This window comes from Kribbella aluminosa, from assembly GCF_017876295.1.
GTDB classification, from domain to species: Bacteria; Actinomycetota; Actinomycetes; order Propionibacteriales; family Kribbellaceae; genus Kribbella; species Kribbella aluminosa.
In genome coordinates this window covers 2,987,834-3,001,272 of the sequence record NZ_JAGINT010000002.1, presented here as the reverse complement: position 1 = coordinate 3,001,272, position 13,439 = coordinate 2,987,834, and the positions used below count along the sequence as shown (strand labels likewise).

General features: G+C 68.3%; 10 protein-coding genes. 7 read left to right on the top strand and 3 right to left on the bottom strand.

Annotation, left to right across the window (positions count from 1 at the left end):
• Positions 1-3: 3 nt before the first annotated feature.
• Together JOF29_RS35510 and JOF29_RS35505 are read right to left on the bottom strand one after the other, a co-directional pair.
• On the bottom strand, positions 4-1,851 hold the full coding sequence (locus JOF29_RS35510) for an alkaline phosphatase family protein (RefSeq protein ID WP_209698728.1): 1,848 nt from the start codon (positions 1,849-1,851) through the stop codon (positions 4-6).
• The gene (locus tag JOF29_RS35505; RefSeq protein ID WP_209698727.1) at positions 1,803-2,204 is read right to left on the bottom strand and encodes a hypothetical protein; all 402 of its coding nucleotides are present in this window, start codon (positions 2,202-2,204) and stop codon (positions 1,803-1,805) included. The genes JOF29_RS35510 and JOF29_RS35505 overlap by 49 nt, the downstream gene beginning before the upstream one ends.
• 172 nt (positions 2,205-2,376) lie before the next feature.
• On the opposite strand from JOF29_RS35505, the gene phnA reads away from it, so the two are divergent.
• From phnA to JOF29_RS35475, 6 genes are all read left to right on the top strand, one after another.
• A complete protein-coding gene (gene phnA, locus JOF29_RS35500) occupies positions 2,377-3,732 on the top strand; it encodes a phosphonoacetate hydrolase (protein WP_209698726.1) in 1,356 nt (451 codons plus the stop codon).
• 50 nt (positions 3,733-3,782) lie between these two features.
• Complete coding sequence (locus JOF29_RS35495) at positions 3,783-5,084, top strand: MFS transporter (protein WP_209698725.1); 1,302 nt, start codon at positions 3,783-3,785, stop codon at positions 5,082-5,084.
• 22 nt (positions 5,085-5,106) lie between these two features.
• The gene (locus JOF29_RS35490; RefSeq protein ID WP_209698724.1) at positions 5,107-6,183 is read left to right on the top strand and encodes a zinc-binding dehydrogenase; all 1,077 of its coding nucleotides are present in this window, start codon (positions 5,107-5,109) and stop codon (positions 6,181-6,183) included.
• 27 nt (positions 6,184-6,210) lie between these two features.
• Positions 6,211-7,674, top strand: a complete 1,464-nt coding sequence (locus JOF29_RS35485) for an aldehyde dehydrogenase family protein (protein WP_209698723.1) — start codon at positions 6,211-6,213, stop codon at positions 7,672-7,674.
• Between the two features lie 89 nt (positions 7,675-7,763).
• Positions 7,764-8,657 carry a LysR substrate-binding domain-containing protein gene (locus tag JOF29_RS35480; protein ID WP_209698722.1) on the top strand — a complete coding sequence of 298 codons (894 nt, stop codon included), beginning with the start codon at positions 7,764-7,766 and terminating at the stop codon, positions 8,655-8,657.
• Between the two features lie 310 nt (positions 8,658-8,967).
• Complete coding sequence (locus tag JOF29_RS35475) at positions 8,968-11,031, top strand: hypothetical protein (RefSeq protein WP_209698721.1); 2,064 nt, start codon at positions 8,968-8,970, stop codon at positions 11,029-11,031.
• 157 nt (positions 11,032-11,188) lie between these two features.
• On the opposite strand, the gene JOF29_RS35470 is transcribed toward JOF29_RS35475, so the two are convergent.
• Entirely contained in the window at positions 11,189-12,343 is a 1,155-nt protein-coding gene (locus JOF29_RS35470) for an ROK family transcriptional regulator (protein ID WP_209698720.1), read from the bottom strand.
• A 63-nt stretch (positions 12,344-12,406) separates the two neighbouring features.
• Between JOF29_RS35470 and JOF29_RS35465 the strand changes: the two genes are divergently transcribed.
• Complete coding sequence (locus JOF29_RS35465; RefSeq protein ID WP_209698719.1) at positions 12,407-13,435, top strand: hydroxyacid dehydrogenase; 1,029 nt, start codon at positions 12,407-12,409, stop codon at positions 13,433-13,435.
• Positions 13,436-13,439: the final 4 nt, after the last annotated feature.

The following is a 13,439-nucleotide window of genomic DNA, read 5'->3' as shown; positions in this document are numbered from 1 at the left end:
CGGTCAGCGGGTGGTGACCTCGGGTGCGTCGATTGCCCAGTAGCCGTTGTTACCGGCGGTCAAGTGCCAGGTGACGCGAACCTTCGTGGCGCCGGTGGGAACTGCGGTCAGCAGGTGCACGGGCTTGCTGATGTCGAACTTCGCACCAGTGGTCGCCGACGCGGTCCACAGCACCCGCTGCACACCGTTGTCGAACTCCGCGACGACTTCCGCGTCCTGCGGCTGTCCGCCGGCGACCTGCTTGTAGTGGCTCAGGTCGACCTGAACACCGGAAGCCTTGCCGACCGCGACCCACGGAGTACTGAGCGCACTGTCGAACAGCGCACCGCCGGCTGCCGGGTCGCCCTTGTCGTTCCACTCGTCCGGGTCGGCGACGGCGATCACGTCTCGCCCGCGGACGACGGAACCGCGGCCTTGACCTTCCTCGGAGGTCGTCCAGAACTCACCGCTCATCAGCCGCCACCCCCGGTACTCCGTCACGCCACTGCCCGGCGGGGTCTTGTCGACGCGGGTCCAGGACTTCGGCAGCGCGGTCGTCCAGCCGCCGACGCTCGCGGGCTTGGGCGCCTCGTCGACGACGCCCGACGTGGCCGGCACGGTGTCGAACGGATCGTTGCTCCGGGCACCGATCGGTACGCCGTCCAGCCCCCAGGCGGGATCCACCGGAAGGCCCAGGTGCCGGTAGATCGTCGGCATGATGTCGACCTGCCGCCATTCCCGGTGCAGCGCGAAGTTCGTCGGGATCCCTGGTCCGGTCGCCAGGATCCAGCCCTGGCGTGAGGTGTGCTGGTCACCGCCGTGACCGAAGCCGGTCTGGCCGTGGTCGGTGGCCGCGATGATCAGCCAGCGTTCGTCGTTGTACGTCGGGCGCTTCTTGACCGCGGCAACCAGTTCACCGAACTTCGCGTCGACCCGGCGGATCGCGTCCAGGTACGCCGTACGGTCCGAGCAGAGCGCGTGCCCGGTCGCGTCGACATCGTGCAGGTAGACCATCATCAGGTCCGGGTTGTGCTTGCCGAGCACCTCGAGTGCGGCGTCTGTGCTCTGCCGGTCGGTGATCTGCTGGTTGGCACCGGTCTGCTGGAGCTTCACGTCCGGACGGTCGATGAGGTAGGTGTTCAGCGGCGTCCAGTCCAGTGTGCTGAACGTCGACAACTCCGGCTTCAGGCCCTCGGCCCGGGTGATGAAGTCCGGATACTGGCTCTTGCGATAACCGTTGAACGAGTTGTCGAGCACGTTGTGCTTGTCCGGCCACACGCCGGTGAACATGTTCGAATGACCAGGCCCGGAGTTCGTCCCGGCGATGGCGTTGTCCTGGATGTACGCCGGCCCGAACTGCCCGGTCGCGCCGGTCGCGATCAGGTTCGGCGTACCCGCCTCGTGCATCTTGTCCCAGCGCATCCCGTCCATGTCGACGAACAGCACTTTCGTCGCGCTGGTGCCGTTCGGCAGGTCGTCAGGGGTCTGTACCTTCGGCAGTGGCGGGATCGCGCCGGGGCGCGCCTCGTCGTTCATGCTCATGTTGTCGATCGCCCAATACCAGTCGTTGTGTGCGTTCTCGATGACCCAGCTGATCTTCACCGACTGGGCGCCGGCCGGCACGGTCACCAGTACGGCGATGGTTTCGTTCTCGCGGTACACCTGGTCGCCCAGGGTCGCGGTGCTGTAGGTGAACTGCCGCTGCGGCGCGCCGCCGTCGAAGGAGACGTCCAGGGCGGCCACCTGCGGGCCGGTCTGGCGGTAGTTCTGGTCGTAGTTCACGTAGACCGTCGACTTCCCGGCCACCGGATATGCGGGCGACGTCAGCGTGCTCTCGAAGAGCTGGTCGCCGGGTTGTTCGCGTCGTCCCATTCGTCGTCATCGGCCACGGCGAGGACGCCGCCGGCTTTCGTGAAGTTCTCGCGCCCTTGTCCGGTCTGCGCCACCGACCAGAACTGCGGTGTGGCGAACGACCAGCCACGCCATTCGTCCATGCCCTTGCCGGTCATCGCGTCGACGGACGTGACGGACCAGCCGCCCGGTGCCGTGTGGGTCCAGCCGAGCAGGCCGGCCGGGATGCCGGTCTCCGTCGTTCGCGGCTGCAGGCTGCCGGCCAGCCCGTCGAAGTTCTCCGAACCGATGGTGACGGCAGTCGCCGTGGGCGCGACGACCCCGGCGAAGACGACGGCTGCGGTGGCGGTCAGAGCCGTGAGACGTAATCGCATGAGCGAGCTCCTCGGGGCGGGCCGACGGACAACTCCGAACATTGGCAGCCGGGTCTACCGCGCGGTACGTCGGATCTGCCTATGCGGTCCATAGCCCGATCCGGGGTTCCCGGCGCGACCGGCGGGGTTGGACAGTGGCACCGAACCCGAGAACCCGATCGCAGGAGCCTTCGTGACCACCACCTTCAGCGTCAACGACCGGACGTACACCACCCACGGTGCGCCGGTCGTTGTGATCTGCATCGACGGCAGCGAGCCGGAGTACCACCTCGAGGCCATCAAGGCAGGCCGGATGCCGTGGCTGGCCGAGGTGCTCGCCAGTGGCCGGGGAAGCTCGTGGGAGGCCCACTGCGCCATGCCGGCACTGACCAACCCCAACAACGTGTCCATCGCGACCGGGCGTCCGCCGGCGGTCCACGGAATCAGCGGCAACTACCTGTTCGACACATCGACCGGCGCGGAGGTGCTGATGAACGACAAGTCGTTCCTGCGCGCCCCAACCCTGTTCGCCGCCGCCAACGAGGCCGGCCTCGACGTCGTTGTCGTCACCGCAAAGGACAAGCTGCGGCGCCTGCTCGGCGCCGGAGTGGTGGAAGCAGGCCCCAGCCTCGACGGTTCCGGTGAGTTCGTCGAACCGAGCCGCCGGGGGATCTGCTTCTCGGCGGAGAAGGCCGACGAAGCGAATCTCGAGGAGAACGGCATCGACAGCGTCCTGGAGCTCGTCGGCAGGCCGCTGCCCACCGTGTACTCGGCCGACCTGTCCGTCTTCGCGCTGGCCGCAGGCGTCGAGATCCTGAAGACCCGGGGCGCCGACCTGATGTACCTGTCGCTCACCGACTACATCCAGCACAAGCACGCGCCCGGCACCGAAGCGGCCAATGACCTGTACGCCGAGATCGATCGGCACGCCGCACAACTCGAAGCGCTCGGTGCCGTCGTCGTGCTCACCGCCGACCACGGCATGAGCGCCAAGACTGACAGCACCGGCGCAGCGAACGTCATCTTCGTCGAGGACGAGGCACGCCGGATTCTCGGCACCACCAGTGCGGAGCCCGGATCGGACGAACTACGGGTCATCCTGCCGATCACGGACCCGTACACCGTCCACCACGGCGCACTGGGCTCCTTCGCCAGCGTCTACCTGCCCGCCGGCGCGGACCGGGACTCGACCATCGAGGCACTCCGCGCGATCGACGGCGTACAGGCCGTGCACAACCGGGAAGAGGCCGCGGACAACTTCTCGCTGCCGGCGGACCGGATCGGTGACATCGTGGTGCTCGCCGAGAAGGGCACCGCTGTCGGCCGGTACGAAGCATGGCACGACCTCACCGGCCTCGACGCGCCACTGCGGTCGCACGGCGCCCTGGGCGAGCTGCAGATCCCGTTCCTGATCAACCGCGTGCTACCCCGGCCGGACGAGCTCGACGAGCCCTGGGGACAGCCGGCGTATGTCCACAACTATGACGCGTTCTGGGTCGCCACGACCCTCGTGTCCGAGCTCGACCTCGCGACGTCCCCTGCGTCGTGAGTCCACTCCGTCCTGCGCGTCCCTACCCCTGAGAGAGGTCTGCGACGAGGATGTCCAGCACACTAGACCCCAGCACCGGCAACCTGCCGGCCGAACCCGTCTCCGACGCCTCCTTCCGGCGCCTCGCCTGGCGGATGTTGCTAGCGGCAATGTTCTGCTACCTGTTCTTCTACACCGGCAGACAGGCCTTCGGCTTCGCGATCACCGGCATCCAGAAAGACTTCGGCTGGACCAAGGCGACCATCGGGACGATCAGCGGCATCGCCCTCTGGTCGTACGCGATCGGCCAAATGGTCAACGGCAACCTCGCGGACAAGTTCGGCGGCCGCCGGCTGATGGCTCTCGGCGCGGTCCTGTCGACGTGTCTGTGCATCATCGCCAGCTTCATGACCTCGCCGGCCGGCATGGCCGTCGCGCTCGGGGCCAACGGCTTCGTGCAGGCGATGGGCTGGTCGGCAGGCGGCCGGGTGATCTCCAACTGGTGGAGCCACAAGGAGCGGGGCAAGAGCTTCGGCTTCTACACACTCGCGGCCGGCTCGTCCTCGGTCCTCGTCTATGTCACCTCGACCTTGACGATCACCTCGTTCGGCCTGGACTGGCAGTGGCTGTTCCGGCTCCCGGTGCTGCTGATGCTCGTCGGCGGGATCACCTTCTTCGTCCTGGCGCGAGACACGCCGCGGAGCGCCGGGATCACGCCGCCGCGATCGTTCACCCACGACACCGACGACGTCGCGTACGACGCGGCCGAGACCATTGCGTCCAAGTCGACGGACCGCTACAAGACCGTGCTCGGGATCCCACGGATCTGGATCACCGGCGTCGCGATCGGCTTCCAGAACGCCGCTCGTTACGGCCTGCTGATCTGGGTCCCGGTGTACTTCCTCGGCGACAACTGGAAGAAGACCGACCACGCCGTCTGGATCACCGTCGCCCTGCCCGTCGGCATGGCGGTCGGTGCCCTCGTCAACGGTCAACTCTCCGACCGCCTCTTCGGCTCGCGTCGCGACCGCCCGATCATGCTCTTCATGGTGCTCGGCGCACTCAGCTCCCTCGGGATGTGGGCCCTGCACCCCGGCGTCGGCCTCGGTATCGTCCTGCTGTTCCTCGCCGGCTTCTTCGTCTACGGTCCGCAGTCGTCGTTCTGGGCACTCTGCCCGGACCTCGCCGGAAAGGTGATGGCCGGCACGGCGGTGGGCGTGGTCAACTTCTTCGCCTACCTGTTCGCCGGCGCCGCCGAACCCATCATCGGCCGCATCATGGACCACAACGGCGGTGACGCCGGGCTGATCTTCCTGATCGTGGCGATCAGTTGCACTGCCAGCGCGGCCGTGGCCTCAACCATCCGACGCTGAGCCGACAGAACAGGACATCCTGATGACGACGACAGTGAACGCGACCGCCACGGCGGCGATCTGGTCCGGCGTCGACGCCGGCTTCTCCGTCGGCACGCTGCCGTTGCCCGGCCTCCGGCCGGGTGAGGTCCTGGTACGCACCGAGCTGGCGACGATCTGCGGCAGCGACCTGCACACGATCAACGGCGATCGCCCGACCCCACTGCCGACCGTCCTCGGGCACGAGGCCATCGGCCACGTCGTCGCCACGGGAGGCGACGTGACCGCCGCCGACGGAGCACCGGTGAGCGACGGCGACCGCATCACCTGGACGATCGGTACGTCGTGCGGCACCTGTCGCCGGTGTTTGCGCGGCATACCCCAGAAGTGCCTCTCGGTACGCAAGTACGGCCACGAGGCGATCGACGACCACTGGAAGCTCAACGGTGGCTTCGGGACACATGTACACCTCGTCGCGGGAACCGGCGTGGTGAAGCTCCCGCAGCAACTGCCGGCGACCGTCGCGACCCCGGCCAACTGCGCCACCGCGACCGTCACCTGCGCGGCTCGTCGTACCAACCTCACCGCCGACGACGTCGTCGTGGTACTCGGGTGCGGCATGCTCGGACTGACCGCGGTCGCGTACGCCCGCGACCGCGGCTGCGCCACCGTGATCGCCTCCGACGTCGACCCGGCCCGCCGTGAGCTCGCGACGCTCTTCGGCGCCACCACCGTCGTCGAGCCGCAGGACCTCGCCGCCGCGACGAGCAAGTACGGCGCGGACGTCATCTTCGAGCTGTCCGGCAACAGCCGGGCGGTTCAGTCGGCCTTCGACGTGGTCGATCTCGGCGGGCGGATCGCGCTGGTCGGATCGGTGTCGCCGGCGCCAGAGATCAGCTTCGAACCCAGCGGCTTCGTCAAGAACCTCACGACCGTCGTCGGCAGCCACAACTACCGCGTCGACGACCTCGTCGAGGCCGTCGACTTCCTCGAGCGCACCGCCGTGCAGCAGTTGTTCGCCGACCTGATCCCCGCCCCCTACCCGCTGGCCGACATCGTGCCGGCGGTTGCGACCGCCAGCAGCAGCACGGCCCCACGAATCGCCGTCCACTTCCCCTGATCACCAGCCCCGCAAGGAGATCTCCTAGTGAGCCTCGACTTCAAGGTCCGGGCGGACCACCTGCTCAACTACGTCAACGGGACGTGGACACTGAGCAGCGATGGACACACCCGCCCGAACCTCAACCCCGCCGACACCGACGACCTGATCGGAGAGTTCACCGAGTCCGTCACGGCCGACGTCACCGCCGCGGTCGACGCCGCCGAGGCGGCCCAGCCGGCGTGGGACGCGATCGGCCCCATCGAGCGGGCCAAGGTCCTCGCCAGGGCGTCCCGGCTGATCGAGGATCGCATCGACGACCTCGCCGCGGCGATCACCCGTGAGCAGGGCAAGCGGCTGAGCGAGGCCCGCGGCGAAGTGACCCGCGGGCTCGCGATCCTCGACTTCCACGTGGGCGAGGCCCGCCGGATGAACGGCGAGACCACCGCAGCCGAGGAGCCGCGGACGATCGTGCTGACCTTCCGGCGCCCGATCGGCGTCGTCGGACTGATCACGCCGTGGAACTTCCCGCTCACCATCCCGATCTGGAAGGTCGCCCCGGCCCTGCTCTCCGGATGTACGGCGGTCCTCAAGCCGTCCCCGCTGACCCCGCTGACGGCTGCCCTGCTCGTCCAGGCGTTCCACGACGCGGGCGTACCGGCCGGCGTACTGAATCTCGTGCAGGGCGACCGCGAGGCCGGCGAGGCACTCGTCGGCGACGAGCGGATCGCCGGCATCTCCTTCACCGGATCGCTACCCGTTGGCCAGGCCATCAACCGGGCCGGCGCCGGGCGCCTCCTGCGCACCCAGCTCGAACTCGGCGGCAAGAACGCGCTCATCGTCCTGGCCGACGCCGACCTCGACGCAGCCTGCGACGCCATCATCCACGGCGCCTACGGCCAGTCAGGACAACGCTGCTCGGCCACCAGCCGAGTCATCGTCGACCGCGCCGTACACGACGAGCTGATGGCCCGGCTGGCTCCGCGGGTCCGCGCCATGAAGATCGGGCCTGGCGACCAGCCGGACGCCGACATCGGCCCGGTCGTCAACGACGAGCGGCACCAGGCCTGCCTGCACGCGATCGAGCAGGCAGTTGCCGACGGCGCCGAAGTGCTTGCCGGCGGCGGGGCAGCCGAACTCGCCACCCCGGGGTACTTCGTCCAGCCGACCCTGCTCGACAACGTCGCCTGGAACTCCGAACTCGCCCAGGAGGAAGTCTTCGGGCCCGTCCTGTCGGTCATCACCTGCGACGGGTACGACGACGCGATGCGGATCAGCAACTCGGTGAAGTACGGCATGTCCGGAACGATCTTCACCCAGAACCCCGCGCTGATGTTCCAGGCCCTGCAGGACTTCCAGGCGGGCATGCTGCACGTGAACCGCCCCGGCGTGGGCGCATACTCCCACCTGCCACACATGGGCGCCAAGGCCTCCCAGCTCGGCGCACCGGAGTGCTCGCCCGACGTCTGGAACTTCTACACCGACCTCCGCTCGGCCTGCATCAGATATTGACGACGACGCCGGAAAACGGACGCTCGGAGTCTGTTCCGGCTTCACCTCCTCGTGCGACGATGGCCGCGTTCTCGCACGAAAGGCGGCCGATGTTCAGTATCACCCAGCTGGAGATCCTGGTGCGCGTCGTCGACGAAGGCAGCTTCTCCGCGGCGGCGAAGTCGCTCTACATGAGCCAGCCGGCCGTTTCCAACCACATCCGGCAACTGGAGCGAAGCCTCGGCGTGAGCCTGGTCCAGCGCGGTCCGCACGGCGCGCAGCCCACCCCCGCGGGCGCGGTCGTGGTGGGGCATGCGCGCGAGGTTCTCGCCATGCTGGACCGGCTCGAGCACGCGACCGCCGGGTACCGCGGGCTCGACACCGGGCAGCTCGTGGTGGCCGGAACCACGACCCTGGGCACCTATCTGCTGCCGCGGCTGATCAGCGAGTTCACGACCCGCGCACCCAAGGTGTCGTGCCAGATCCGGGTCGGGAACGAGGACACGGTCGAGTCGTGGCTGCTGGCGGGCGAGGTCGGCCTCGGGCTGTGCGCAGCCACCCCGACGGCCGAGGCGCTGCGCAGCGAACCCGTGCTGACCGAGGACATGGTCCTGGTGGCGCCGGCCGGTTTCGCGCTGCAGGATCGCCCGATTACCGCGGCCGACATCGCCACGAGTCGCTTCCTGCTGCGAGAGCCGGGATCGGCGACCCGAAGGCTGCAGGAGCAGTCCCTACGCGCCTGGGGCCTGGATCAGGTCGAGACTTGGGACCTGTGGGGCTCGGACACAGTCAAGGAGGCCGTGCAGCAAGGACTCGGCCTGGCCGTCCTGTCCGAGCACGTCGTACGCCGTGAGGTCGAAGTCGGCTTCCTGGTGTGCCTCGACATCAGCCCAGCCCCGCCGCTCCGTAAGGTCTCGCTCGTCCGCCGCGCCGACCGCATTCTGACCCCACCGGAAGACGCGTTCACCGCCCTGGTCCGCGCAACTGCCGAATGGCCCGGCTGAGCGACTCGACCTGACGATCCGGTCCATCAGTTGCGAATGGGGGCATTCGTGAGTGCGTATGCCCAGCTCCTTGTTGCCCGGACGAGGCACCCCTAGCGTCCTCTTAATCGATTGAGCCACTTCGTGGCAGGCATCTCGATCCGAGCCGGCGACAGAACGTGTGCCCGGCTTCGTTGGTCCCTGGATTCACCCGCCTGCGCACACCGTCGGTGCTGCGCCGAGTCCCCGGAAGGCCTCCATGTCTCCACTCTGTCACCTCACGCGTCGGCAGCTCAGACAATCCGCCGCAATCCTCGTCACGGCGCTCGCCATGGGACTTGTCCCACAGGCCGGCCACGCCGCACAGGCGCTTGATCCACAGGCTCCCCAATCGGCGTGCACGCTCGCGCCGCCGGCCAGCAAGTACGACGAGTCGCCGACCCGTTGCGTCAGCGCTACCGTCGCTCTGGACCGGGTGCCCGCCGTCGGTGAAACCGCGACGGCCACGGTCATCCTGCGATCCGAGGTCGACATCCCGCGAGCCGAGCTCGCGATTCGCCTGCCGCAAGGCCTGCGGATCACCTCCCCTGGTTTCTCCACGCCACGCACGCGAGGCCTCGACACTGTCGCGACCAGTGCGCTCTCGCTCGGCAAGTCCGGCCGTACGGTGACCTTCACGGTAGCCGCGGACGTGACCGGCCCTGCCCAGATCCAGGCCGACCTGACCGACCTCGCCGCACCGGCCGAGGAGCGCAGCGCCCACGCGACCGAAGAGATCACCGTCGGCACGACCGCCGCGAGTTCGAAGGACGCGGCCGTCGGTACCCGATCCGCGGGCCGCTACACCAACGGCTCGCTTGTACCGCAACGCAAAGCCGCACAGACCCCTCGCACCGCCGCGGCGCCGGATGAGATCTGCGCCACCGGCACACTGAACTACGCCACGTACGACGGGGTCTGGCACCCAGGCCGCCGCTTCGCTGTCAGTGCGGTCGGCCAGGCCACTCCGGACTCCACGACCACCACTCTCGCTACGGGCGTCACCAGCGCGGCCGACGGCAGCTATGCGCTCTGTTTCAAACACTCGGGCCCGCCGTTGGCTCGGCTGTGGGTGCAGTTCTCGACTCGCACCAACTGGTGGGAGGTCACCGACATGACGGGCGACAACCCGTACGTCGTAGCGGTCGCACCACTGACCGACGTACCGGCGGGAACCACGCAGGCCTTCGGCACCACTACGCCTGACGCCCTGCACATGCGGGCCTTCGATGCCTTTGACGTCATCAACAACATCTACGCGATGCGTGGATCGGGCACTCAGTGCTGGACCGCCGCGGAGACGACCAACTGCTCCAAGCTGAAGGCCCGGTGGGCGCCCGGCAACACCAACGGGGGGTACTACAACACCGACCCGGCGATCCGCGCGGCGTTCCTGACCGATGCGATGCCCGACGCCCGCCACCCCGTCGTTCACGAGGCTGGACACAACCTCCAGCACCTGCTCTACAACTGGTACTGGCCGGCAGGCGACTGCCCATCGCCGCACTCTCTGCACCGCGCGACCGGTGCGATGTGCGCGTGGACCGAGGGCTTCGCGAACGCCGTGGCCGGCTACGCCATGGGCGACGGCCGCTACTACTACAACGTGACCGACTGGATGGACCTCATGCAGACGGGCTTCCAGGACACCACCCAGGCACCGGCCAGATCGAACCCGGACAACGGCGACGCGGTCGAGGGAAGGATCGCCGGCGCGATGATCGCGCTGTGGCGCGACGTCGATGGCGGCCCGCAGAAGACCCTTGTGAACATGGACAACTACGCCTCCGACACGTTCGATGAATGGTTCAACGTCGATCGGGCCAAGTCCGGCCTCTCGGTGGGCAGGAAGGCTCGCGACGTCCTGTACGAGCACACGATCGACTACCGCGATGTGAAGCGCCGCGAGTCCGTGGTCAACGGGGGGCTGGAAGACCAGGGCGCGGGGTGGAGCTGGACTGGTGGTGTCGTGGGGACGTTCGGCTACTATCCCGCCCACTCCGGCAGGTACTACGCGTGGATGGGCGGCAACGGAGTACCGAACGAGGACACGTTGAGCCAAACGGTCGCGGTACCGGCGAAGGGAACCAGCCTGCTGGGCTTCTACCTGCGGATCAACAGCGCGGAGCCGACCGCGGCCAAACCCGACAGCCTCGCCCTACAGGTGATCGACGGCAACCAGAGCGCAACGGTCTACACCTGGTACAACACTGACAAGGTCCCGTCCTATGCGCACCGGGTGATCGATCTCAGCCGATTCGCGGGGCACACAGTCACCCTGCGCTTCGTCAGCGACGAAGATCAGGGTGAGCAGACCGACTTCCTGCTCGACGACATCTCCCTGAAGACGTCCTGATCCGATGAGACCGTCTCGGGCCTAGCGGACGACGTTGCGTCAGGTCGCCGAGGTGGCCTGCGTCTCCGTGGCGACACGTCGACGTATTCGCAGGACGCACCGTCGCCCCGCGGGCCCGGGTCGGTCAGGAGACCGAACAGAGAGCGCTTCGGCGAACTCACCGAAAAGGACTGAAGACGCCGTCGAGCACCTCGTAGGCGACACCCCTGGCCAGGGTCTCGCCGTCGGCGGCGGCGTGATGCATCGCCGGTGCGGGATACGGTTCGTGTTCGTACTCCGCCTGGAGACGGGCGATCGTTGCCGTCGCGAGTTCCGGCAGGTCGGCCTCCAGAGTGGTCGCGATCACGATCGTCTCCGGGCCGAGTGCCTTCGAGGATGCGGCGATGCCCAGCGCCAACCTGCCGGCCGCCGCCTCGACGATCCGTGCTCTGACCGGCGAGGTGGCCTTGGTCACGTCGTTCCACGACAGCTCGTTACGTTGCGCCTCGCGCTCCATCCCCCAGCGCGACGCCCACGCCTCCAAGCAGTCCGAGGATCCACAGTGGCACGGCCGCGAGGGGGCTCCGGCAGCGAAGACACGGGTATGCGCGAAACCGCCGGCGGTGCCGTTGTGCCCTCGGTGGATGCGGCCCGCGACGACGACGGCTGCACCGAGGCTCACGCCGATGCTGTAGACGACGAGGTCGCGACCACTGAACTCCGTGCCGTACTGGAGCAGACCGTTCGCGAAGCTGTTCGCATAACTGTCCACGGTCACCGGCAGGTCGAGCGCCGTCCCGAGTTGCGCTGCGAAGCCAACGTCCTCCCAGCCGAGCGATCCCGAGTGGCGGACCACGCCGCCGGCTCGATCGACGACGCCCGACACCGCGACGCCGATTCCGATCACCTTGTTTCCAACGCTTTTCGAGACGCCTTTCACGGCCCGGGTGATCGTCCGCACGGCGGTGTCCACATCCAGCGCGGCGAGGCGCTCGTCTTGTCGCGCCACGACGTCGCCGTGCAGGTCGACGAGAACAGCCAGTACGGCGTCGGCCGACAGCCGCACCCCGACGGCGAACACGGCCTCCCGGCCGAGGCCGAGCAGCCGGGCCGGCCGGCCGCCGGTGCCGCGGAGCTCGTCCACCTCGGTTAGCAGGCCGAGCCCGACGAGGCGACCGGCGATACCGGTCACCGTGGCGGCACTCAGGCCGGTCGACCGCACGATCGCCGAGCGTGAGATCACGCCGCCGGAGCGGACGGCGTCGAGGACCAGTGCCTCGTTGATCTCACGAATCAACTGCTTGCTTCCTACCCGGGTCCGAGTCGAGTTCACAGAATCATTATGGCTTACTTCGGTCATTGACAAAAGGAATGATGGTGCATACCGTCTCGATTTATGGAGACACACTGCGGAACGGATCTCGCGGGCGGGCCAGGCATCCTGCTCGCGGTCGACGAGCCCGAGCGAGGCGCCTTCTTCCCGGCGACCGCACGGCAGGCGCTCGACGAACTGGGCCGCGTCCGCGTCACCACCACGGCTGCACTCCAGGACCTCGGTGCGTTCGGGAAGACGATGGCCCGGGTGGAGATCCTCGTGTCGGCCTGGGGATTCCCATGTATCACCGCCGACCGGCTCGCACTGGCGCCGCGGCTGCGGTTCGTCGCACATGCGGCGTCGTCGTTGAGGTCGATCACCGGACCCGACTTCTGGCAGCGCGGCATCCCGATCTCGCAGGCAGGCGACGCGATGGCGCCGGCCGTCGCCGAACTGGCGCTCACTTACTCCCTGGCACTCCTGCGACGCGTCCCCCGCCTGGATCATGGCCTCCGGAGAAAGGGCGGCTGGGAGCGCGCCAGGAAGATCCCTCGCGCCCGGGAGCTCCGTGGAGCCAGGGTTACGGTCGTCGGCGCGTCCCGAACGGGCCGTGCCTACATCGCGGCGGTCCGTGCCCTGGGCGCGGAGGTCCGCGTCTACGATCCTTACCTGCCACCCGGGGACCCGCTGGCGCCGTACGCGGCCGATCTCGCGACCCTGCTGCCGCGCACCGACGTACTCTCGATCCACGCACCGGGCATTCCCGAGACGCACCACCTGATCGACGCGCACGCGCTCGCCCTGCTGCCGGACGGCGCCGGGGTCGTCAACACCGCCCGTGCCTCGATCATCGACCTGGACGCCTTGTACGACGAGGTCTCGTCAGGGCGGCTGGATGCGGCCCTGGACGTGTTCGACAGCGAACCGCTCCCGGCCGGCGATCGCTGGACCCGGCTCCCGAACGTGCTCGTCTCACCGCACGTCGCGGGCGCGACCCGCGAATCACGCCTCCGCGCGGGGCAGATCGTCATCGACGAGATCCGCCGGCACCTCGATGGCCGGCCGCTCGAGCACGCGGTCACCCCCGCCGCACTCGCGAGAATGGCCTGAGCCA